Genomic DNA, 22,152 nt, shown 5'->3' on the forward strand with positions numbered 1-22,152 from the left:
CCTTCGTCGTTCTTCTCGATGGTCTTGCGCCCGCTTTCGCTGGCACCGATACGGCCTGTCGCTGTCGGCGTTTCTTAACAGTATTTAACAGAGTACGACGGAATTCCGATTCGTCAACTCCAAAGTTCATGAGATGTGTAGGTCTGCCGCAGGCTCGCGTCGAACCCGGCATATGTCTGCGGTTGAAACCCCATGTTCATGATGCGGCTCACATGCCGCTGTCATGCGAAGGTTTTACAAACCTTCCCTAGTGTCCCGTTCCGCTGATTCGCGAGCAAAGTCGATGCAGCTTTTCGAGGATGGAATCGGCTGACGCGGTCCAGACGAACGGTTTGCAGTTTTCGTTGTAGTGGGAGACGAATTGATCGATTCGCTTGATCAGTTGTTTGACCGAGCCGAACGAGCCTCGACGGATCGCCTTGTCGGTGATCAGCGCAAAGAAGCGTTCGACCTGGTTGAGCCACGAACTGTAGGTGGGAATGAAATGCATGTGCCAGCGGGGGCGTGCCGCCAGCCACGCCTTGACCTTCGGATGCTTGTGACTGCCGTAGTTGTCGACGATGCAGTGCACGTCGAGTTCGGCTGGCACGGCCTTGTCGATTTCGCGCAGGAACGACAGGAATTCCTGATGTCGATGGCGTGGCTTGCAGGTAGCAAGCACGGCGCCATTGAGCACATTCAGGGCGGCAAACAACGTCGTGGTGCCATGACGGACGTAGTCGTGAGTGACGCCCTCGACGTAGCCGAAACCCATCGGCAGCATGGGTTGCGTGCGCTCGAGCGCCTGACATTGACTCTTCTCGTCCACGCACAGCACCAAAGCGTTCTCCGGTGGACTCAGGTACAGGCCAACCACATCGCGCAGTTTCTCGATGAAGAACTGATCGGTCGAGAGCTTGAAGCTTTCGCTTCGGTGCGGCTGCAGACCCAGCAGCTTGAAATAACGGTGCACGCTCGTCGGCGAGATGGCGGTTTCGGCGGCAATCGTGCGCACACTCCAGTGAGTGGATCCATCTGCCGGCTTCGTATGCAGGGTCTTGTGAATCAGTTGGGCCAACCGCTCGTCGTCAATGGTACGCGGCTTGCCGGGACGTACTTCGTCGTAGAGTCCGTTGATTCGCTGCTCCAGAAACCGCAGACGCCATTTGCCCACCGTGGCACGCGTGAGTTGCAGGCGCTGCGCGATCGCGCTGTTGGGCTCGCCGTCAGCCGCCGCCAGCACGATGCGCGCCCGCGAGACCAGCGCAGCCGAAATCGAGCGAGAACGCGCTATCGATATCAGTTGCGAACGCTCGTCTTCGCTCAGCACCAGTTCCGCCTTCGGTCGTCCCATCGCCATGTTGACGTCTCCCGTTCCGTTGACGTCAACATGCTACGTGAACATAGACCAGTTAACAACAGAACAGGACACTAGCTGTCGGCGCACGCGCCGGGATGTGGAGCCGGGAATGGTCGAGCGTCACCAACCAGCCTCCGCCCCCTTGCGCCAGTAGTCACGAAACCGGGCCTGCTGCTCCTTCGTCAGAAGCGCTTCGATGCGCTTATGCGCGTCCGCCGATGCGTCGTACATCTGCTGCCGGAGTTTGGCGATGGCCTTCTGGGTCTCGTCGATCGCTGCGGTGTCGCGTTTCGGTGCGGAATACAGATCGCGAAGCCTCGACTGTTGATCCATCATTTGGCCCATGAGTGCCCAGTGTGATCGACGCGTCTGGTCAAGAAGCTTGTTTATCTTGGCTTGCTGATCCGACGACAAGTCGAGACCGGTCCACCAGCCATCATTCCCCATCATGCCAGGTCCCATACCCCAGCCATAGCCACCCATCATACCGGGCGCCATGCCACCGCCGTAGCCGCCAACCATGCCCGGTCCGAACTTGCCGCCACCGCCGTGCATCATGCCCGGCCCCATACCGTAGCCCCATTGAGCATTGTCCGTCACCGGTGCGCTTGCCGACTGTCCACTCACAATCGCCGGCGTGGTAGACATGACGATTACAGAACATGCGTACCCCGCAAGTTTTCCTCGACGCCAAGTCTGGTTCATGATCGACTTCTCCGCGATGTGCCCCAATCGGTTGACTGGTTTCTATACCACTTTTTGTGTCGATCCTCGAAGCCCGTGAACATCAACCTTCGAGCTGCCTGCGAATTGCCTGCAGTTCTCGTCGCCGGCTTGCTGTCGATTTGGGGTAAGTCATCTTAAGAGACTCGAGTGCGTCTAGGATGATGAGAGAAACGATCAAACGCGTGTTCTTTTTGTCGTCGGCGGGTACGACGTACCATGGGGCAAAACGGGTACTCGTTGCGGCGAGGCATTGCTCGTACGCCTTTCTGTACTGTTTCCAGAATTTTCGCTCCTCGATATCCGCTGCACTGAATTTCCAGTTCTTGTCCGGATCGTCGATGCGGTCCAGAAAGCGGTGGCGTTGCTCTTCCTTGGAGAGGTGAAGGAAGAACTTGATGATACGCGTTCCATTTTTTTCGAGGTGGCGTTCAAGATCCACGATCGACCGATACCGGTCCTGCCAGATCGCTTGCTTGTCGAGCGACGCATCCGGCAACCCTTCGCCTAGCAGAATCTCCGGATGGACGCGGACGATCAGAATCTCCTCGTAGTACGACCGGTTGAAGATGCCAATTTGCCCACGTGCTGGCAAATCGCGGGTGGTGCGCCAGAGAAAATCGTGTTCCAGTTCAGTGGGCGTGGGATGCTTGAAACTAAAAACCTGGCATCCCTGCGGATTCACGCCCGACATCACATATTTGATCGCACCGTCTTTGCCGGCCGCGTCCATTGCCTGAAAGATCAGCAAAAGAGCATGCCGGTTCGATGCATAGAGCAATTGCTGCAGCGAACTCAATCGTGCAACATGCGCGGCGAGTAGTTCCTGGTAGTGCTTTTTCGAAGTGTACAGAGGATCCACCTTCGTTGGCCATTTTCCGAGAATGACTTCATTGCCCTCTTGCACACGAAAATCTTCAGACCTAGTTTTCATCTTGATCCCGCTTACGGTCATAACCGCATCAGTCACCGCCAATCCCGACATCAACAAAAACAATGCTCCGCACTATGTGATCCTCAGGTGAGCGAAGACAGGAATCTTCAGAACGGTCAGCACGAGCGAAAAAAACACTGCTGCAGCAAACACCCCCGCTACTATTGCGACGGGCAACGGCGTCATCGCAATTCCCCCAACGGCAAGGATTACCGCAATCACGATATCGGCACCCGACGACGCAACCAGCCAGAGGCTGGGACGGGAACCCCACATACGCCGGCGGTGACGAATCGCGTAGAGCGTCGCCTGACTGCCGAAGACGAGAACCAGGAAGGTCAGGGTCTGGAGTGCACCAGCGCTCAGATCCAGCGCGAACCTGCCAATTGCCAGCGCACCGGTACAGAAAGCCAGCAGGGCGAGACCTATGACCACGCCCGCAATTGTCAGATTGCCGATTCGCCACGTATTAGGCGACGGCGAGGGATCCACATTGTCCGTCGTCAACGACATGGCAAGAAAATCCCCTGCGATCATCAGGATCACCATCAGCAACGGGGTCAGGATCGCGTGCCCCGTCATGACCAGACCGAACACCAATAAAAGCGCAGTCACGATCTTCTTGGTAATCGAATTCAGCGTGTAGGTCAGCATGCGCTGAAACGTCACGCGGCCCTCCTTCACCGCTGCCACGATGCCGCCGAGCCCGGGTTCGGTCAGCACCATCCCGGCGGCGGATTTGGCGACGTCGGTTGCCGTCGACACCGCGATGCCCATTTGCGCCTGGCGCAGCGCGGGCGCGTCGTTGGCGCCGTCACCGCACATGCCGACAACATGGCCGCTCTGCTGGAACGACTTGACGAGCTTGTATTTGTCCTCGGGCAGCACGCCGGCGAACACCGCGAATGCTTCCGGCTTCACGGCGTCTGGAATGGGGCCCGGCGGACAGATTGCGCCGTCGAGACCGACCGCATGGGCGACAACCCCCGCGGTCGCCGGCGCGTCCCCTGTTACCATTACGGCGCGCACCCCAAGACCGTGTAACTCCGTGATGAGCGCGGCCGAATCGTCGCGCGGCGGGTCACTCAGCGCAACCATCCCGACCAGCTTTAGTGCCGCTGGTGTGCCTGCCGCCACGGCAAGCACCCGAAAGCCCTTCCCCTCGAGTTCACTGGCCAACGCCGCCGCTGTCGGCGACGGCTCCGCAAGCCCCGTTATGACCGCGAAGGCGCCCTTCACAATCCGCTGCGCACCGCCAGTGGAATCAGTTACGCTTGCTTCCGACATTTTCTTCGCCGGATCGAAGGCGGTGAATTTGACCAGCGTCGGTGCATCGGATGCGACATGGCTCGCGGCGGCCGCGCGAATCGCGGTGTCGACCGGGTCTTGCCCCCCTTCAGCGCTCGCCAGTGCCGCGAGCGTCAGCACATGTTGGTTATCGAAGCCGGGCATCGGCTGCACAGTCGTGACTGTCAACGCGTTGCGCGTCAATGTGCCCGTCTTGTCGGCGCACAGTATGTCCATAGTGCCTGCCTCGTCCACGGCGGTCAGGCGTGTGGACAGTACACCGCGCCCTGCCAGGGCGCGCGCGCCGAGCGCGGCCGATAGCGTGAAGGTAGCTGGCAATGCCACCGGAATCGACGCAAGCACGGCCGTCAGCACGAGCGGCACGATATCGGCCAGCGGCATGCGAAGATACAGCGCGCAGGCAAGCAGCATCGCAATGACAACGCCGCTGAATATCGCCAGATTACGCACGACAAGTAATACCGCCTTCTGCTGCGAGCTCACCACATGCGCAGTACGGACCAACTCCGCCGTGCGGCCAAAGCGGGTATGTGCCCCGGTCGCGGTTACGGTAGCCACCGCTTCACCTCGTCGTACCTGCGCGCCTGCAAATGTCTGCGCGCCGGCCGTGGCTTCGATCGGCACTGATTCGCCGGTAAGCATCGAATGGTCGAGCAGTGCGTTGCCCGAGACGAGCTTCATATCGGCAGCTACCACGTCGCCCAGAGACAGCTTGACTACATCGCCCGGCACCAGGTCCGCGGCTGGAACGATCGACCATGCGCCGTCGCGCCGTACCGACGCGTTAAGCGCAAGTCGCGATTTCAGCGCATTCAGCGTCGCCTGTGCGCGGCTCTCTTGAAAGAGCCCGAGCGCGGCGTTGAACACGATGAGCCCCGCAATGATTCCTGCCTCGACGAATTTTCCAAGGGCACACTCCAGCACGATAGCGGCTTCAAGCATCCACGGCACCGGCGCCCAGAACTTTCCGAGCGCCATGCGCACCGGGTGGGCCGAGGTATCCGGCATCGAGTTCGGACCGAACTCTGCGAGCCTACGGCGCGCCTCGACGCTGCTCAATCCGCCCGCCTGTGGTGCTTTTTGCGCACTTGCAGCATTGGTTGCCGAAGCGGTCTCGTTCACCGCGCCTGGGGCCATGGGGTTCTCCAGAGATCTCCTGAGTCGGCGCTACGACATCCGGTGCTTATCCGCCGACACTTCTACCAGCAACGGAATCAACTCACCGCCTCAGTCCGAAAGTTGGCTGCGGGAAAAACGCTAAAGTAGCGGGCATTCCCGACAACGGTCCTGATGAATACCACCGGGTTGAGGGCCACGCCGCTATCGTCGGCAGTTGCGTACCTAGTGTAAGTTTGATCTCCCTTGAGCGGCATGACGGAATGGGGGCAGTTCGTAGGGCTGAATGCGGTGTTGATTGCTCCAACCGGAAAGCTGCATGGAATTCAAGGTCGCACAACCATACAGCCAAGCTCAGGAATACCCCCTGCCGGAGATCCTTCGCGCTTGCGCTATCGCCGACCCGATGAGTTATATCCCTGGACTTCCGATCGATATCGGCGCCACGCCATCCGAGCGCACCCATTGGGCGAAGTTGGTCATCTTGGGCTCCTGCAACGTAAGCGACGTCTGATTCCCGGGCCAGCCTCGCTCAAGATCACGTACTGTATCGTCTGACTCATGGGTGGCACAGTCAATAGATAGCTGACGTGCTGTCACGCTGTCAGGTTTCGCGATCGCCCTGATTGACGCCCGTCAATGGCCTTAACGCGGCTCGACGAACACTCGCCGCGAAACGAAGGCAAGGTATGGCATCAAACATGGATGCCCGTGGAAAACACCGATCATGAAGTCGCCAAGCTTTGGCAACACGTTGCTGGCTCGCAAGAGCAGCTGTGTTGCAAGCACCTCGCATGACGCCGCGCGCATCCGATTGACTTATATCAAGCGACTGAGCGTTCTGCTGTCCGACTATCGTTCGCATACACCTCGCTCGCATCTGGAGATCCAACATGCTCCCTCCTCTATCCAGGTTCTCGACGGCCCTGCTGATCGCAACAGCGTGTGTAGCGTCCGTGACGACCTTCAACGCAAGTGCACAGCGGGCGGCGGGCGCGCGTGGAATGCAGCCCTATCAGTTGTTCAGTCCGGGCGAGCGGGCCACATTTTGCGAGCAGATGCACAGCGCCAAGACGCCCGAAGCCCGTCGAGCCATCGCGCAACGAATGCACGATATGATGCTTGATCGAGCGAATGAGCAAGGCGTCGCGCTCCCATCACCTATGCGAAACCGCGTCCCGATGATGGGCGGTGGTATGGGCATGGGCTATCGGGAAATGGGCTGCGCGCCCGACAGCAACGGCGCTGCAACCGCCGACAATCTGTCAGAGCGATACGACCACGGCATCGCGTATATCACGGGTGGTGTTGGTTTGGACGAGGTGGCTACGCTGCGCGGCATCGCCTCGCGTTACAGCATGCGGACTCAGTTCGCGTCTGTTTCCGGCGAATCTCTGTCGGGCGTGCTCCTGATATTCCGCAAGATGGACGGGACGCTCGTGTTCTCCGCGACATCTGACGGGCCATACTTATACGCAAAAATGCCGCCAGGATCCTATCGAGTGACAGCGACGTCCGAAGGGGTAGAACGCAAGCGAACCATCACCGTGCCAGGGCGTGGTGGCATCAGCATCATGCTGACATGGCCGACGGCGCTTTCCGGCGTGGCGCACTGACATCGAGTGGTGCATGACGGGCTCGGGAGCAGTTTCATCAAGACTGCCGACTCGGCGGCAAGGTGGTCCAAGGAGTCATGAAGCAGCCGATTTTTAGGGCCACCTCATGAATCTCGGTACGTCGCTCGAATCGGATACGGAAACACCGGAGGTGCTACAGCGACACATCCGGGCGCTCGGTGACCCGGCGCCCGTTCCCACGACCGCACCGGTGAGGTTGCTCGCGTCCGACAATGCATCGACGGATGCTGTGCTCGTGCAAAATCCAGCGGAGTCGATCGTGATCGTAACCATGAGTCATGTAGCCGCGCGTGGGACGGTTTAGTGGTAGTCCGCGACTGCGCGGTCGCGTCTTGATGCCCCCCCCGGATCAAGCACTTGAGTAGCCCAGCTGGATGCCTGGTTTCGCTCATCACTGGAGAAGAACCATGAGCAGCGTTTCGTACGGATTTGGTAGAACGGTTACATGTTCGTTCGATGAAGCAATCGAGCGGGTCAAACACGCACTCTCCGAAGAAGGATTCGGTATCCTTAGCGACATAGATGTCGCCGGGGCGCTCAAGAAGAAGCTTGGCGAGACAATGCCCCCCTATCGCATACTCGGGGCCTGCAACCCATTGCTAGCCCATCGCGCGCTACAAGCGGAGCCGGAAATCGGCCTCTTGCTGCCCTGCAATGTCGTTGCTCGGCAAGATGCAGCAGGCGTGGTACACATCGATGTCATCGAGCCGACCGTGATGTTCGAACTGGTCGAGAAACGGAATCTGGCCGCGCTCGCGGAGGAGGTCAGCAAACGTCTCAAGTGTGCGCTGAACGCAGTCTGACGGACACGCAAGTTTGGTGGCGCTATTGACGTGACGCATCGAGCGCCCGACTTCATCTTTCCGGACCCAGCTTCGGTGATACCGCACCGCACGTTCAATCGTGATGAAACGTGACGCAGGAAGCGCTTGCGCGGGCGGGTCCATGGCGAAGGTATGCCGGGCTCACTATGCTGAAACCCACGGCAATGAAACTGACCATTTCCTGCGATGCGATCCCCGCCGGGGCTAGCTTGTGAAATTCCAGCGCGACGCCGAAAGCAGGTAAAGAGTTTCATTCGTGACTTCTTGCGCGACGTTCGGGCCAAGCGAGCCACGGTCTTTCGAGGTCGCACAATCAATAAGTCGGATGACAGAAAGAACGTGTGCAAGGAAATCGACATGGGAAGAATCGTCAGCAGGCGTCGATCGGTGGTCAAGGCTATTACGTACCGAATTGTGATCATGTTCCTTGATTTCGGGACGCTCTATCTGCTCACCGGCACCGTTCATGTAGCGATCGGTTTCATGGTTGTAAGCAACATTTACACTTCGATCGGCTATCTCGTTCACGAGCGCATATGGGCACGCATCAGATGGGGCATTACCGAATCGTAAAGGTACCGTTACAAGACAAGGGACCGTTGTGGGGGATGAACAAGGTACGCGCGAATAATGATCATCTGTCCACGACGGCGTTCCGGGTCCGCTGGGTACGCGTGACTTCGTCGCTGTGCAGGTAGATCGAAGGCGTCGCGATCGAGGCATGGCGGAGGTTATCCCGTCAAGTGGTCAGCTCGCCGCCGCGCGCCAGCACAGGAGTGGGATGAGTGTGGCGAGTTCAATGTGGATTCGCTCGACGCAGCTTTTTCGCGAGTACCGAGTTGTCCGCCGCGATGACTCCGGTCACTTTCGAAAAAACCGCCGGTGCCCTCCCATAGCCGGACACCGCGGATGCCTACCGCAGAGTCGTTATCGAGGCAGCCGATGAGAGGCGTCTCGGGGATGCAGCAGGATCTCGATCGCGTCCGCAACCGAATTTGCCTCCCGTAAGCTCTCACCGGCAGAGTGCTGCTGAAAAACGGATGCGAGATCCCGTCGGCCGCCCCGTTTCGAGACCTTCGTCAGTCGTCGGGGAATGGGGAGGACGCCCCGTGCCGACCGCCCGGCCCCGAGGCGCTGCAATGCCAGCGATTACTGGGAAACAGGCTTGCCGCCCGCGTCCTTGATCTTTGCCATCCACTGAGCCTCGATCTCACTGATCACGGATTGCGGCAGCGAGATATAGTCGAGGCTGTCCGCTGCCGAGGTGCCGTTCTTGAATGACCAGTCGAAGAATTTGAGCGTTTCCTTCCCTTGCTCCGGCTTGTCCTGCGTGGTGTGCAACAGCACGAATGTCGCGCCAACCACCGGCCACGCATCCTTGCCCGGCTCGTTCGTAAGAATCTGATAGAAGGACTTTTTCCAATCTGCACCAGCTGCGGCGGCCTTGAACGTTTCGGTCGTCGGCTCCACAACGGCCCCCGATTCATTCTTCATCGCCGTATAGGTCATGCGATTTTGCTTCGCGTACGCCCACTCGACGTACCCGATCGCGCCCGGCAAACGTTGCACAAACGCGGCAACGCCATCATTGCCCTTGCCACCCGAACCAGTTGGCCACGCCACGGTCGTGCCTTCGCCGACCTTGCTCTTCCACTCCGGGTTGACCTTCGACAGGTAGTTGGTCCAAATGAAGCTCGTACCCGAACCGTCTGCACGGCGGACTACGGCGATGTCGAGGTCAGGCATCTTGAGCTTGGGGTTCAGTGCAACGATGGCCGGATCATTCCACTTCTTGATCTTGCCGAGATAGATGTCGCCGAGTACCGGTCCCGACAGCGTGATCTCTCCGGCCTTGATGCCCGGCACATTGATCGCCGGCACGACCCCACCAACCACCGTGGGGAACTGGAACAGGCCATCCTTCGCCAACTCGTCGTCCTTCAGTGGAGCGTCCGAGCCTGCGAAATCAACAGTCTTCGCCTGAATCTGCTTAATGCTGAGCTTCCCTCGGTTTTTCGCCTTCCAACGGTCCCGAGTTATGCGGCGGCGTCCTTGGTCTGCTGAGCTTTGATCCAGTCCCGAAGGAACCGCTCCGGAGAAACAAAGCCGAGCGATGAATGACGACGACTGCGGTTGTAAAACACTTCGATGTATTCGAACAGATCGGCCTTCGCGTCCTGATGCGTTCGGTAGCGCGCGGCGTGAACCCGTTCGTTCTTCAAGCTGTTGAAGAAGCTTTCCGTCGGAGCGTGTCCCAACAATTTCCCTTGCGGCTCATCGAGCAGCGCATGCCGTAGGCGGCCAGTTTGCGCTGGAACTCGTGACTCGCGTACTGGCTGCCCTGATCCGAATGGCACAGTGCGCCCGGAGCAGGACGGCGGCGAAACCAAGCCATCGTCAGCGCGTCCGTCACAAGATCCGCCGTCATGCGCGGCTTGATAGACCAGCCAACCACCTCCCGGTTGAACAGGTCGAGCACCACGGCCAGGTACAGCCAGCCCTCGTCGGTCCAGATATATGTGATGTCCGAGCTGAACACCTGATTGGGTTCGGCGGGCCTGAACTCGCGGTTCAACAGATTCGGCGCAACCGGCAGCTTGTGCTTCGAATCGGTCGTCACCCGGTAACGGCGTTTGTGTCGGGCCCGGATGCCGTTTTCCCGCATCAGTCGTTCCACGCGCTCCTTGCTGGCTGGGTAGCCTCGATCACGGATTTCCTTGGTCATGCGTGGCGAGCCGTATGCTCCCTTGGCCTCGACATGCACCGTCCGGATCAGCGTCAGCAATTGCGTGTCCGTCAGTCGCGTTCGCCCCGGTGTACCGCCGCGCTTCCACGCGCGATAGCCGCTCAAGCTGACCGACAGCACGCAGCACAGCGACGACAGCGGATATTGCCCGACCTGCCGGTCGATCCAGGCATACCTCACAGCAGGTCCTTCGCGAAGTATGCTGCCGCTTTTTTTGCGATCTCAAGCTCCATCTGCAGGCGCTTGTTTTCCGCTCGCAGACGAGACAGTTCCATCTGCTCCGGCGTGACCGGCTTCGCTCCGCCGCCGCTGAGCTTGCCCGACGCCTCGGCCTTCGCCCAGTTGCGAAGCGTCTGCTCAGAAATGCCCAGCTCTCGGGCCACCACGGCCACTCCCTGACCATCCTTGACCCGCTGGACGGCAGCCAGCTTGAACTCCGCCGTGTATGCCTGTTTCGGTACCTTGAACATGCCTGATTTCCTTCCTTTCCGTCGAGTTTATACACGACCTCTTGGAAGGCGAAATTTCAGGGGAAGCTCATGCCGCCCGACGAACCGATACCCTGGTAGTTAATTTTGCCCCCACCAGACTTGTGGTAAGCGTCTGCCCATTTTGTATAGATCGGTGCCGCAAAGGTGCTGCCTGCGCCGGTGATGTCGGTCGCATGGACGGCCGACGAGCCGACCAGCGCCAGCATCAGAATCGGGATCGGGATCGCTTTCAATTTCATTTCCATTCCTTCCGGGTGTGGTAGCGCCGGACAATATCGATGAAATGTGACAGTTTTGAGACGCGTGACTCATAACCCACACCTGAAAATGCCAGCTTCCCGCAGATTCACAAAGATGGGTTTGATCCTTCGAAGACATGTCCGTGGCGCCGTGGCGCCCGTGCTTCGACGGCAATGTAGGGTTCTCTGTGGGGCCGCATGATTCGTACGCTGACCGAGTGAATTCGCAATGTCGTCGGCCCGTCCCGCGATCACACCCTCGCCCAGTCAAGCAGAGGGCTGAAAGCCAACGACTTTGTTTCGACCGGTCGCCTTAGCCGCGTAAGGCGCCTCGTCGGCCGCCTTGATAACCGCGCCGGCCCCATCGTCCTGATCTGGCGTCCAACTCGCGAAACCAATACTGGCGGTCACGCGCCCATGTTCGCTGCCGGCGTGCTCGAGTCCCAGCCCATCGATTGCCGCACGAATCCGCTCGGCAATCTGGATGGCCCCCATCGGCGGTGTATCGGGAACCAGCACGACGAATTCCTCCCCGCCGTGTCGAGCCGCGGTATCGACGGGTTGGCGGATACTCTCGCCGATGCAACGTGCAATGGCAGCCAAAGCTTCGTCCCCGGCCTGGTGTCCGTAGGTATCGTTGTAGGCCTTGAAGCGGTCGACGTCGACGAACAGGAGCGAAAAGGCGGAACGCGTCCTCCTTGCGCGACGCCATTCGCGGTCCAGCACTTCTCCGAAGCTGCGGCGATTGCTCAGGCCGGTGAGACCGTCGGTGCGTGCCAGTAACACGAGCTCAGACTCAGCACGCATCCGACGACGTAGTTGGGCGCCGAGCATGATGGACAGCCCTATGAAAGCGGCGCCGAAGGCCGCCACCAGCGCGCCGATCGTAACGGCACGGCGCCGCCACTTCGCGTAGATGTCCTGCTCTGCTTCCGCAACCATGATAATCATCGGCAGGTTCGGAAGATGCTTGAAGTAGTAAAGACGGCGAACACCGTCAATAAACGCCGTCTCCGAGAATGCCCCCTCCGATGCGGTCTGGAACTGCCGAAAGGTCGCAGCTTTGCTGATGTCACGGCCGATGGTGCGCACGTTGTACGGCTGGCGCATCACCATGATGGCGTCTGTGCCGATTAGCGAAATCGATCCATGCTGTCCCAGCGACAGACCGGCGAACAACCTGTGGAAGTACTCGAGGTTGACCTCAATGAGCGCGATTCCGGCAAACGAGCCGTCCGGATTCGAGACCCGCCGCGTGAGGGCAATGCTGAGCGCTCCCCCGCGCAGGGGCGACGCGAACGGGTCGCTGACAAAAAGTCCCGCATTTGGATTGTCGCGGTGGACGGTGAAATACTTGCGATTGGCGAAATTGCCTTGGCGCGGCACGTCACGCGCCGAATCCAGGATGATCTTGCCATCGGCATCAAGCACCAGCATCGAACCGAGGAATTGCGCCGTCATCGCATGATCAAACAATACGGCGCGCCGCAAGGCCGGCGCTGACGCCATCACGTCCGGACGTTGCAGACCATGAATCAGAGCTTGCAACGACAGGTCGTAAAGCTCGAAGCTGCGCTCGATGTCGCGCTCAGCCATCAGGCCAAGGTTACGCGAGGTCTCACTGGCGCGGTCCAGTGCATCGTCGCGGCTCTGCATCAACTGCATCACGCACAGGCCCATCAATGCGCAGGCGATCAGAATACCGACCACCACGATGGTGGAGGGGGCTGCCGTCCGTGGTGGCATAGCTCTCCTCACTGCGTCAACGTGCGCTCCGGTGGCGAGCGTAGTCTCCGCATACTAAAAAAAGAGTAATGCATTGACAAGCGCGGACAACAGGGCGCTACGGCTGTGATGGAAACTCGATAAAGCACCCGTTCGACTCGCGCAGCATACAACTTATTTGGGGGCAGTACGTAGGCCAAGACCAGCCGATCGACGCCCACCGTAAGTTCGCCAACAATCGAGGTTCCGTAAGCACATATGGCCCTGGAGTTTCGGGGCAGCTACACCGCCCCGGCGCGCGAGCGCGTCGATTTCGCTTGCACCTGACGTTACGTTAGCTTTTATGGTTGACCCCGACGACTGCGAAAGCAATGCGAGCAGAGATCGGTGAACTGACGAAGAAGGCAGGATTGGGTGTTCCCCCCTGCACCACTGCGCCGCAATCGCGCTACGGTCACCGTTGCAGCGTACCGACGGAGGCGCGCGCATGTACGCTCAGCGAGGCGTAGCAACGATGCCGGCGTTGTGTGTCGCATGCGCCCGCGCGTCTACGTCCATTCGCGCGATGCGCTTGCCCCCGACGGGTTCAACCCGTCGACTGCGCGCTGAAGTAGCGCGCCCTGCGCGTGCGAGTGCGTCCACTTTCCGGATTCATCATCAGGGAGACGACTTCATGGCGTCAGCCGCCGAACTCAAACAGAACGCATCGCTGTATTTCCTGGCGCTGGGCGCCTTCGCGATTGGCACCGAAGGATTCATGCTCGCAGGGCTGCTGCCGATCATCGCGAAGGATCTGTCCATCAGCCTCGCGGCGGCGGGGCAGCTCGTCACCGTCTTTTCGCTTTCGTATGCGATCAGCTCGCCGATCCTGACGACGGTCGGTGCGGGCGTCAACCGGCGGCGCTTCCTGATCGTTGCGCTGCTTTGCTTCACCGCCGCCAATTTCGCGGCTTGCGCATCCCCCGGCTATCTATCGCTGCTGGCCGCGCGCGTGTTGCTGGCCGTGTCGGCCGGCCTGTATATGCCGAGCGCGAATGCGCTCGCCGGCTCGCTCGTCGCGCCGGACCGCAGGGGGCGCGCGCTCGCGACCGTCCATGGCGGGATCACGATTGCCCTCGCGCTCGGCGTGCCGTTCGGCGCGTGGATCGGCGATCATTTCGGCTGGCGTGCGACGTTCGCCGGCATCGGCGTGTTGTCCGCGATCGTGACGCTCGGGGTGGTGGGCGGCTTGCCGCGGGGGATCGGTGCGAACCTGTCGGTGCCGTCGCTCGCGCAGCGTGTGGCAGTCGGGCGGCAGCCCGCCGTGCTGGTCACCCTGCTCATCACGACCCTGTGGGCGGCGGGCATTTGGACTATCTACCCGTATCTCGCGGCGTTCCTGACGGGCCGCCCCGGCTTCAGCGGCGCGCAAGTCGACGCCGTGCTGCTGCTGTACGGCGTGTTCGCCGGCATTGGCGTGTTCATCAGCGGCCGTGCGATCGATCGCCTCGGCAGCGGGAAGGTACTGCTCGTCTGCCTGGTCGTGATGATGCTGTCGTACGAGAGCCTGACCGTCAGCGCGCTGCACCTGGAACCCGCGCATGCGCGCGTCGCGATCCTAATCGCGATCGCCGCGTGGGGCGCGGCTGGCTGGGCTTTCAACCCGGCCCAACAGACCAATCTGATCGGCATCGCCGGCCTTGACGTCGCGCCAGTCTCACTGTCGCTCAATTCATCGTTCACGTATCTCGGCTTCGCGATCGGCGCGGCGCTTGGATCGTTCATTGTCGCGTACAGATCTGTGATGGACATCGGCGCGATCGGCGGACTGTGCGAGCTCGCGGCACTGGTCATCACGCTGGCGGCCCACCACCATGCCCGGCGCGCGGCAACGCGCGTTCATATCGCGACCCAGACCGCCGCCCCGCGCGCCAAACGCTCGACGCAGCCATGACACGGCGCCTACGCCAGACAATGAAGGAGACACCAAGAGCCGGGAAGCAAGCAATGTGTTGTACGACACCGGCCGAACTGGAGCGACGCCAAGCGCGACTGCCCGCCAATTCTGGTGGCAACTCGTCGCTGGGTTCAGTCGGGCCAGCGAACGCTCTCCTATGCTGCCCACGCGCGTTCAGACGTCGGTTCTTTCCATTTGCACCTGACTCTACGTTAGCTTTTATGGTTGACACCGACGACTAAGAAAACAATGCGACTAAAAATCGGCGAACTGGCGAAGAAGGCGGGATTGAGTGTCCGTACCCTGCACCACTACGACGCAATCGGACTACTGTCACCGTTGCAGCGTACAGACGGAGGCGCGCGCCTATATGGGCAGGACGACCTGATCCGTCTGCATCGCATTGAGGCCCTGAAACGGTTCGGGTATTCGCTGCCGGACATCAAGGCCAGCCTCGATGGGCAACCAACACTCATTCCGCTGCAGCTTCTGCAACGTCAGATCGCTGAGCTGAATGCGCAGGCATTACGCGCGCAGCGTCTTGGCCGTCACTTGCAATACATCGTTGACATGGTCTCCGCGGGCAGTGAGATCGCGGCGGCCGATTGGATGAACGCTCTGGAGCTGATGAACATGTACCAAAAGCATCTTGATGACGATGAACTCGATGCGCTGTTGGCATCCGGGCATGAGACGGTACCGCCGTTGGATCCGGCATGGACCGTTCTGATAGACGAGGTGCGCGTTGCCATGCAGAAGGCGCTGCCGACCGAAAGCGAGGCGGCCCAGGCTTTGGCCTGGCGCTGGATCAGGCTCGTGATCCGAATGACCCATAACGACCCAGACCTCGCGACCAAGCTGATGCTGATGCAGCTCCACGAGCCTCGCGCCAGGCAGATCGTCGGCATTACGGTAGAGATGCTGGAATGGATCGACGTGGCCTTCATGCACGCGCGTTGCACGCTGTTCGCCAAGTACCTCAGCCCAGAACAGGCCGACGAGGTGCGGCGTCGCCAATTCGCCACCGCGAAAAATCATGCGTGGCCGGCGCTGGTGGTAGAACTGAGGGCAAATATGGAAGCGGGCGTCGATGCCAGTGCCGCGCCGGTACAGGCGATCGTCAAACGCTGGCAGCAACTGTTTCGCGACAGCTTTTGCGGAGATGACGCAGTCCTGGAGGCGCGCGTGCGCGATGCCCTGATGCGTGAACCGGATCTGCAACTGGGCGTGGGCCTCGACGATTCGCTGTTGGCCTATCTGCACAAGGCGCATATCGTCGGCCGCGACATGTCGCCAGTCGACGCCGGACCCAAGCCGAGCGCGTTGATGGTGGCGACGCAGCGGGCCGCGCATCAACTGCTTGATCGGCCGTTGGTGCTTGATGATCCTGTTGCGCTGACCATTCTCGGTGCCACCGAAGCAAAGGTGCTGCGTGACAACATCGACCGGTTCCGCGATCCGACGTCGGTGGGAATGCGTAGCTCCGTGATCGTGCGCAGCCGTCTTGCCGATGACGTGTGGGGCGAGGCTGTCGAACGCGGTATTCGCCAGTACGTGGTTCTCGGGGCGGGGCTCGATACCAGCGCGTTCCGGTATCCCGGTACACTGGCTCGTATCTTCGAGGTTGATTTGCCGGCAACACAGGAGTGGAAGCAGGCCCGTCTGCGCGAGGCCGGCATAGCAGTGCCGCAGTCGCTGCATTTCGTGCCGGTCGACTTCGAGAGCGTCAGGCTGGCAGAGGGATTGGCGCGTGCGGGTTTCGATGCTGATTCGCCGGCCATTTTCAGTTGGCTCGGCGTGACGATGTATCTCGACGAGGTCGCAGTCATCGAGACGTTGCGCTTCATCGCCGGTTGCGCCAAAGGCAGTGCGGTCCTGTTCGAGTATGTAACGCCACTTTCGAGCTTGCCGCCGATCATGCGTATCGCGATGGAGCAGTTGACGGCGCAATTCGCCGAGCGCGGTGAGCCGTGGAAAACTTTCTTTGAACCGGCCGCCATTACCGAGACGCTGGGTGCATTGGGATTCAGCCGTACCAATGCGTGGACTCTCGAGGAGTTGAACCAGCGCTATCTTGCGAATCGCGATGACGGATTGCTCATCGGTGTGACACCCGCGCGTCTGATTCTCGCAACGGTCTGAGCTACTTCCCGGGCTGAGGCGTTCCATACCCCTGTCCAGATATGCTCGACTTGCACTTCGACCACGTACTGATTTCAACGTCTCCTTCGGGGAACATTGAAGGACTGCTCCGGGTCGATCACGGCGCGTGACGAAGTGAGGGCCGAGCGATCTCAGACCTGATCTGACGCTGACTGTGAGATCAGGTGTCGACTTACGCAGCTTAGAGGCATCGAGCGCTCACCTTGGCGGAGCGCGTCATATCGGCTAGTCACGCGATGCATGCGCCGACATAAGCCGCTTGTTATTTATCGGGACGCTTGTCGCGCTTCTTCCTGTTAGCCTCCCCCGCCCGGAGTGCCGTCAGCCCGAGACTCAACGCCATCACACCAAGTAACGCCAGGAAGTACCACCCCCAAGAGAACCGCAAATCCACGGCAACCTCCGCTGTCGCCCTCCACTGCATCGCTATGCAGACCCGTTCTCCAATTCTAGAAGTCGCGCGCCGAAACGGTTAGCCCAGAAACTGGTGCGCCGCAGCAGGTCCGGCCGCGGGGTGCTGGGCCGCACGAGGTGCTGACCGGTATGTGAGGGATTCCAGCAACTATTCGAGCTACCCATGCTTTAGTATTCTACGCGTCGTCCGCATGACCTCCCGCTCCTTGTGCGTCTGCTTGACGAGTGTCCTCCGTGTACGCGCGAGCACAGACAGTACAGCGTAGCCACGCTAGGCGGTCCACGTGCACAACAACATCGATGAATGGCCCTGGTTCCATTAACCCCGCAGTGCGACCAGCGTCACTGGAGAAGCGAAACAATGCGTTCAACTGTGTTTCCCCTGAGAGCCCTTGCATGTCTTGCCAGCCTGGGCATCCTGACGTATGGCACCCGTGGACTTGCGTCGCATCAGCATTTGCACATCGCCTATGTGGCGCTCACGACTATCGGAGTAGTTTCCGGAGCGCTGTTCACCGGGACGTGGTCACTTAAGGCATAGCTGATAATTAATAAATTTATGACTTAGTGCAAGACCGAGAATTTAAGTCGCAGTTTAAAGTTTAACCCAACCCCCTACTCCATTGAAGCTCAAGGGGATTCGTCTTCGACAAACTATATATTCAGTATTAACCTACGGTTTTCCGTTAATCTCGCTCAAATAACGAACGATCTGCTCAATCTGATCGACGGCGAGCGGCGCGTCGTACACCGCGCGCATCTTGCTCACCTCTGCCTTCCAATCTTGAAACGACAACGGTGGTTGCCGGGTTATCATTCCAGTGGAGCGACAGATCACGCATTGTGAATTCGCGAGATCCGTCCCATTCCAGGAGGCAACGTCGCACCACCATTGGGTAGCCGGACTTCGACGGTGCTGGTTGCCATGTCGCCGACTGTGTTCGGCGCCGCCGAACTGGACTGACCACATCCGCTCCGAACACCGGTCTTACACCCTCTGAATTATTAAAGCCGCGAGCAATCGGCAGCCACATGTTGCCCCGTAGCACCAGTTGGTCGCCCAGACAGCAACCATTTGATTTCTCAGTAGTATTTATTAGGGCCGGTCCGCAAGGGCTTATGTAGGTTGGATTGCGCGAACCGGAAATTCTTATAGAAATCAAGGTCACCCCACGTTAAGGCGCGCCGGCCATCCGCGTCCGCGCACAGCGCGGCGGCCGCCGGCCCCACTTCCAGGGCAGCGGGACTTTTTTTGGGGAATTCGACGGGGTCGAGCAGCTGGCTGAACAATGACCGTGCGCCGCTTGGTCTTCTCTATGCGAGGCCGAAGGGTATAGGTTTTGCTGACCGGCCGTCGTCTACAACAACGACATCTGGCTCGAAGTGCTTTCGTGGATCGCTTGATCGGCTTCCTTCGCGGGCGGGCCCCGTCGAGTTGCGGATTGTGCATGTCCGTTTGGCACTTCGATTTCGCTGATCTGCTGATACTTGCGTGCCCAGTCGGCCCCGAGTACATCGGCGGAGAACACGACACCCGGCGCAATCTGAACAAGCTGGCTCATCGGCAGATCCTCCTAAGTGGACTGAACGTCGAAGTGCGCAGTGGCGTAGCGCGCGCTGCAGTTCCACACTTCGGCGCCGTCACGTGCGAAGGTAGCCCATCCATTTTTCGCGATCATCTCTGCGCGCGGAAATACGTCTCCGTGACCGTTTGCCGAGGCGGCAAAGACAGTCCGCTCACGACACGTCGCCCAGTATGTCCCGCCGGGTAAGGATGACGACATCGTACCCAACTGCCTATCGGTTTACTGTTCGATCAAGAACCGATCGCGGTTCTTCGCGCCCGCAATCCATTGGGGAGCCTTGCCACGCCCGCTCCAGGTCGCGCCGGTCTTCGGGTCGCGATACTTCGGCGCGATCGGCGCCCGCGTGTTTGTCGCAACGGCACGGCGCCGCCCGAAAAGCTGCTCTGGTGTGATGTCGTATTCGGCGATCTGTTCACGCATCGTCGTGATGATGCTGTCCAGTTCGGCGAGCCGGGCTTCTTCCGCTTGCTGTGCCAGAGCTTCTGCCTGCGCTTTGAGTTCGAGATAGGTAGCCATGAGTGTGAAGGGATCTCCATGTGGAAAATTGATCAGTCGGTGAGTAGCCTCTCGGTAAAGCGAAAGGCAGTCGACCAAGACGGGGCAATTATATTCCTGAAGGTGGCGCAATCGACAGCGTCATCGGCAGCTTACCCATTTGCGGGAGCAACCACGATCAGGGCGAAAGTGCAGTCGCCCGCTTGACATCCGGTCTGCGGGCGTGGAAAGTAATTCGTATTCCTACTGAATTTTACATAAATGTTATTATCGCGCGAGCTGGTTGTAGTATGTTTACAGCTGTTGCGTTTTTCGGGCATCCGGCGACGGTAGCTCAAGGCTTCCAGGCGGATTCTGTGCAACAAATTCAGCCATCCGTCGACCCAACACCTTTGACTGAGTTCGCAAGCTCGTTTATTCGTCGCGCAAGGTCGGCAATCTCTTGGATCGCAGCGACCGGCAACGCTTGCTTCAGGTCGTTTACTTGCTCATCAACATACTCGGCAAGCCGATCAATGTCTTTCGCATAGCGTCGAATGACAGCCCAATCCCGGCTGACAGAGACGTTTGTGCCGCAACTGTCGCATGGAACCGTATCTCCATTGCGACTGCGGCCCGAAAAAAACACTTGGCTGCCATAGCCACATTTGGCGCAGCGATAGACGTACCGAACTACGAACGGATCGGTCGTGGTTTCGTCATTGACCGCTGGCATATCAGCTTCCTTTTATTTGAGCGAACGCAACAGCCGGCCGCAAGTACCAAGAATCAACGGGAAATTTGAGAATGGCTTTGACACAGCATGCGCCGCTTTTCCGATGGTTATCCTGCGTGACGCTACGCTTTAGCAGCGTTATCAGCAAGATAGCTGGAGGCGTCAAAATCGTACTTCCGCACGCTACCGTCCGACTCGAAGCATCCTATCGTTCTCAACGAGCCTGATTCAAAATCGAGCAGGTACACGCGACGGTCAACGTTGCCAATCGCCATGGTGCCGTCGTAGTGAAGATCGCCGTCTTCATCGCAGATCAGTCGCCCGTCCGCAGTCACCACGCAAGACCGCATCTTGAACTCCGACGGCAAGATATCTTTGGTGTCGTAGGAATCGACCGCCTCGAAGCCGTCGGGCATCCGGTAGGGAAATTTCACAAAACTTAGTAGAGACATGGTTTTCCTGTTCGACGCGCTGTCGGCGTTTCCTATGCGCCGCATGTACTGAGAGACGAACTTAGGGACGGACAAAATGGCGCTTCTCCAACTTGCTTGCTGAGGCGTGCCGATCACACGGAGAAAAATTCGGCGATGCCTGCCAACGCCGTACCGACAGCGATACCGAAAGCACATACTGCAAGCAATTCCGAAAGTTTCCGTTGTGTGATTGCGCGGCGAATTGTCACCTTGTCTGCAACTCCTGGCGCAATAAAATACGCGGTCGCTCCTTCGGCGTCGGTGGAAGTACGTACGGTGCCGTCCTCAAGCGCCGTCGCCAGTGCCGCTGGCATTGGCAAATAGGTCGCGAGAATCCATCGAATCGTCTTCAAGGACGTCGTCCGATCCGTCTTATCTTGCGCTCTGGCTGTCGTCGGCCGGGGCGAGTGAGCTACTTCCGCCCGGATGTCCAGCAGCCCACAGCCTCGCCAGTTCAGCAGGCACTGTCTTGCCGCTGCCAATCGTGTCAATCACACAGGTGTGGCCCACGTCGCTTGTGTGAGGCGTGAACACAAGCGGTTCGATCTTCTCATCCATCGTATCCCCAGAGATTACATGACCCAGAAGTAGGAGGCGGTCACGAGGCCAAGTGCCACGCTGATGGTAGCGGCAGCCATCAAGACGAGCCTATCGCCGTCTGTCAGTGAATTGTCCTCGTTCGAGACGGTTGCAACGAGGAGCGCCGCGACGAGGTCCGCGGCAAACAGCGTCAGAATGACGGCCGTACCGTTCTTAGGCATCGGTCGCCCCAATGTGGCGGCGATCGAGAACAGCAGAATCATCGTGGTGATCGGAAGTCCAAGCGCCATCAAGCGCGCAGTGCCCCCGGCCGTGGCACCTTTCATGGACTCACGAATTCGACCGATCATCGTGGAACTGGCTGACATTTGCGATCTCTCTGCGTATGGAATCGGCTTAAGTCGACGCTATGGTAGTCCATTCAAATGCGTCATTTCCCCCAAAAGCTGTGCGAAATTGACCGTCTTTTGGGGATTGCGAGAAGCTGGCACTCGTAGTAGCAATGGAGCGTATTTGGCGAGCTCAAGGAACTGGTTTGCCCATCAGGTCCTATATCGGCATTTTCGGCTCCAGCTTGAGACGCCCGGGAGATGTGCCGGTATCGATCTTTGGACCGGCCAGAGTTTCATAGACACTCACGAGCCGTTTAGCGCGTAGCGCCGCTCAAACTCTGGACCGGCCAGCCTTTCGTAGACATCTTCGAGCCATAATTTATGGCAACCGAGGAGGTCAGTATGAGCGGCAAGCG

Annotated in this window: 18 protein-coding genes and 2 pseudogenes; 6 read left to right on the forward strand and 14 right to left on the reverse strand. The window is 59.4% G+C overall.

Going from position 1 to position 22,152, the window contains the following annotated elements; genetic code table 11:
- Positions 1-247: 247 nt before the first annotated feature.
- The 4 genes from BDI24065_RS23175 to BDI24065_RS23190 form a co-directional block, all read right to left on the reverse strand.
- Entirely contained in the window at positions 248-1,339 is a 1,092-nt protein-coding gene (locus BDI24065_RS23175) for an IS630 family transposase (RefSeq protein ID WP_175033189.1), read from the reverse strand.
- A 120-nt stretch (positions 1,340-1,459) separates the two neighbouring features.
- Complete coding sequence (locus tag BDI24065_RS23180; RefSeq protein ID WP_175033190.1) at positions 1,460-2,044, reverse strand: Spy/CpxP family protein refolding chaperone; 585 nt, start codon at positions 2,042-2,044, stop codon at positions 1,460-1,462.
- A gap of 82 nt (positions 2,045-2,126) precedes the next feature.
- The gene (locus tag BDI24065_RS23185) at positions 2,127-2,996 is read right to left on the reverse strand and encodes an ADP-polyphosphate phosphotransferase (protein WP_175033212.1); all 870 of its coding nucleotides are present in this window, start codon (positions 2,994-2,996) and stop codon (positions 2,127-2,129) included.
- Positions 2,997-3,068: 72 nt separating this feature from the next.
- On the reverse strand, positions 3,069-5,441 hold the full coding sequence (locus BDI24065_RS23190; RefSeq protein ID WP_175033191.1) for an HAD-IC family P-type ATPase: 2,373 nt from the start codon (positions 5,439-5,441) through the stop codon (positions 3,069-3,071).
- 298 nt (positions 5,442-5,739) lie between these two features.
- On the opposite strand from BDI24065_RS23190, the gene BDI24065_RS23195 reads away from it, so the two are divergent.
- From BDI24065_RS23195 to BDI24065_RS41525, 4 genes are all read left to right on the forward strand, one after another.
- On the forward strand, positions 5,740-5,934 hold the full coding sequence (locus tag BDI24065_RS23195) for a hypothetical protein (RefSeq protein ID WP_175033192.1): 195 nt from the start codon (positions 5,740-5,742) through the stop codon (positions 5,932-5,934).
- Positions 5,935-6,313: 379 nt separating this feature from the next.
- Positions 6,314-7,036 (forward strand): carboxypeptidase-like regulatory domain-containing protein, encoded by a 723-nt coding sequence (locus BDI24065_RS23200; RefSeq protein WP_217481830.1) that lies wholly within the window; start codon positions 6,314-6,316, stop codon positions 7,034-7,036.
- 428 nt (positions 7,037-7,464) lie between these two features.
- A complete protein-coding gene (locus BDI24065_RS23205; protein ID WP_175033194.1) occupies positions 7,465-7,860 on the forward strand; it encodes a DUF302 domain-containing protein in 396 nt (131 codons plus the stop codon).
- A 441-nt stretch (positions 7,861-8,301) separates the two neighbouring features.
- On the forward strand, positions 8,302-8,454 hold the full coding sequence (locus tag BDI24065_RS41525; protein ID WP_368040791.1) for a DUF2061 domain-containing protein: 153 nt from the start codon (positions 8,302-8,304) through the stop codon (positions 8,452-8,454).
- A gap of 576 nt (positions 8,455-9,030) precedes the next feature.
- Here the strand turns inward: BDI24065_RS41525 and pstS are convergent.
- The 4 genes and pseudogenes from pstS to BDI24065_RS23230 form a co-directional block, all read right to left on the reverse strand.
- Positions 9,031-10,035: a phosphate ABC transporter substrate-binding protein PstS gene (pstS, locus tag BDI24065_RS23215; RefSeq protein ID WP_175033213.1), complete on the reverse strand. Its 1,005-nt coding sequence runs from the start codon at positions 10,033-10,035 to the stop codon at positions 9,031-9,033.
- Positions 9,918-11,097: pseudogene (locus BDI24065_RS23220) on the reverse strand (IS3 family transposase). Before BDI24065_RS23220 ends, pstS begins: the two are co-directional and overlap by 118 nt.
- Positions 11,098-11,165: 68 nt before the next feature.
- Positions 11,166-11,324: pseudogene (locus BDI24065_RS23225) on the reverse strand (phosphate ABC transporter substrate-binding protein PstS); the annotation flags it as partial.
- A 300-nt stretch (positions 11,325-11,624) separates the two neighbouring features.
- A complete protein-coding gene (locus tag BDI24065_RS23230; protein ID WP_175033196.1) occupies positions 11,625-13,103 on the reverse strand; it encodes a sensor domain-containing diguanylate cyclase in 1,479 nt (492 codons plus the stop codon).
- A 652-nt stretch (positions 13,104-13,755) separates the two neighbouring features.
- Here BDI24065_RS23230 and BDI24065_RS23235 point away from each other — a divergent pair.
- A complete protein-coding gene (locus tag BDI24065_RS23235) occupies positions 13,756-15,015 on the forward strand; it encodes an MFS transporter (RefSeq protein ID WP_175033197.1) in 1,260 nt (419 codons plus the stop codon).
- Between the two features lie 252 nt (positions 15,016-15,267).
- Positions 15,268-17,160 carry an SAM-dependent methyltransferase gene (locus BDI24065_RS23240; RefSeq protein ID WP_175033198.1) on the forward strand — a complete coding sequence of 631 codons (1,893 nt, stop codon included), beginning with the start codon at positions 15,268-15,270 and terminating at the stop codon, positions 17,158-17,160.
- Between the two features lie 1,793 nt (positions 17,161-18,953).
- On the opposite strand, the gene BDI24065_RS23245 is transcribed toward BDI24065_RS23240, so the two are convergent.
- The 6 genes from BDI24065_RS23245 to BDI24065_RS23270 form a co-directional block, all read right to left on the reverse strand.
- Positions 18,954-19,157: a hypothetical protein gene (locus BDI24065_RS23245; protein WP_175033199.1), complete on the reverse strand. Its 204-nt coding sequence runs from the start codon at positions 19,155-19,157 to the stop codon at positions 18,954-18,956.
- Between the two features lie 243 nt (positions 19,158-19,400).
- The gene (locus tag BDI24065_RS23250; protein WP_175033200.1) at positions 19,401-19,697 is read right to left on the reverse strand and encodes an H-NS histone family protein; all 297 of its coding nucleotides are present in this window, start codon (positions 19,695-19,697) and stop codon (positions 19,401-19,403) included.
- A gap of 346 nt (positions 19,698-20,043) precedes the next feature.
- Entirely contained in the window at positions 20,044-20,391 is a 348-nt protein-coding gene (locus BDI24065_RS23255; protein WP_175033201.1) for a hypothetical protein, read from the reverse strand.
- 122 nt (positions 20,392-20,513) lie between these two features.
- On the reverse strand, positions 20,514-20,843 hold the full coding sequence (locus BDI24065_RS23260; protein ID WP_175033202.1) for a hypothetical protein: 330 nt from the start codon (positions 20,841-20,843) through the stop codon (positions 20,514-20,516).
- Between the two features lie 113 nt (positions 20,844-20,956).
- Entirely contained in the window at positions 20,957-21,217 is a 261-nt protein-coding gene (locus BDI24065_RS23265) for a hypothetical protein (protein WP_175033203.1), read from the reverse strand.
- Between the two features lie 219 nt (positions 21,218-21,436).
- Positions 21,437-21,772, reverse strand: coding sequence for a hypothetical protein (locus tag BDI24065_RS23270; protein ID WP_175033204.1), 336 nt, complete (start codon positions 21,770-21,772; stop codon positions 21,437-21,439).
- Positions 21,773-22,152: the final 380 nt, after the last annotated feature.

Source organism: Burkholderia lata (genome assembly GCF_902499025.1).
Classification (GTDB): domain Bacteria; phylum Pseudomonadota; class Gammaproteobacteria; order Burkholderiales; family Burkholderiaceae; genus Burkholderia; species Burkholderia lata_C.

Excerpts from the sequence above, each read along its gene's own strand:
- BDI24065_RS23175 (WP_175033189.1), bottom strand. The coding sequence starts at position 1,339 with ATGGCGATGGGACGACCGAAGGCGGAACTGGTGCTGAGCGAAGACGAG.
- BDI24065_RS23180 (WP_175033190.1), bottom strand. The coding sequence starts at position 2,044 with ATGAACCAGACTTGGCGTCGAGGAAAACTTGCGGGGTACGCATGTTCT.
- BDI24065_RS23185 (WP_175033212.1), bottom strand. The coding sequence starts at position 2,996 with ATGAAAACTAGGTCTGAAGATTTTCGTGTGCAAGAGGGCAATGAAGTC.
- BDI24065_RS23190 (WP_175033191.1), bottom strand. The coding sequence starts at position 5,441 with ATGGCCCCAGGCGCGGTGAACGAGACCGCTTCGGCAACCAATGCTGCA.
- BDI24065_RS23195 (WP_175033192.1), top strand. The coding sequence starts at position 5,740 with ATGGAATTCAAGGTCGCACAACCATACAGCCAAGCTCAGGAATACCCC.
- BDI24065_RS23200 (WP_217481830.1), top strand. The coding sequence starts at position 6,314 with ATGCTCCCTCCTCTATCCAGGTTCTCGACGGCCCTGCTGATCGCAACA.
- BDI24065_RS23205 (WP_175033194.1), top strand. The coding sequence starts at position 7,465 with ATGAGCAGCGTTTCGTACGGATTTGGTAGAACGGTTACATGTTCGTTC.
- BDI24065_RS41525 (WP_368040791.1), top strand. The coding sequence starts at position 8,302 with ATGTTCCTTGATTTCGGGACGCTCTATCTGCTCACCGGCACCGTTCAT.
- BDI24065_RS23230 (WP_175033196.1), bottom strand. The coding sequence starts at position 13,103 with ATGCCACCACGGACGGCAGCCCCCTCCACCATCGTGGTGGTCGGTATT.
- BDI24065_RS23235 (WP_175033197.1), top strand. The coding sequence starts at position 13,756 with ATGGCGTCAGCCGCCGAACTCAAACAGAACGCATCGCTGTATTTCCTG.
- BDI24065_RS23240 (WP_175033198.1), top strand. The coding sequence starts at position 15,268 with ATGCGACTAAAAATCGGCGAACTGGCGAAGAAGGCGGGATTGAGTGTC.
- BDI24065_RS23245 (WP_175033199.1), bottom strand. The coding sequence starts at position 19,157 with ATGAGCCAGCTTGTTCAGATTGCGCCGGGTGTCGTGTTCTCCGCCGAT.
- BDI24065_RS23250 (WP_175033200.1), bottom strand. The coding sequence starts at position 19,697 with ATGGCTACCTATCTCGAACTCAAAGCGCAGGCAGAAGCTCTGGCACAG.
- BDI24065_RS23255 (WP_175033201.1), bottom strand. The coding sequence starts at position 20,391 with ATGCCAGCGGTCAATGACGAAACCACGACCGATCCGTTCGTAGTTCGG.
- BDI24065_RS23260 (WP_175033202.1), bottom strand. The coding sequence starts at position 20,843 with ATGTCTCTACTAAGTTTTGTGAAATTTCCCTACCGGATGCCCGACGGC.
- BDI24065_RS23270 (WP_175033204.1), bottom strand. The coding sequence starts at position 21,772 with ATGTCAGCCAGTTCCACGATGATCGGTCGAATTCGTGAGTCCATGAAA.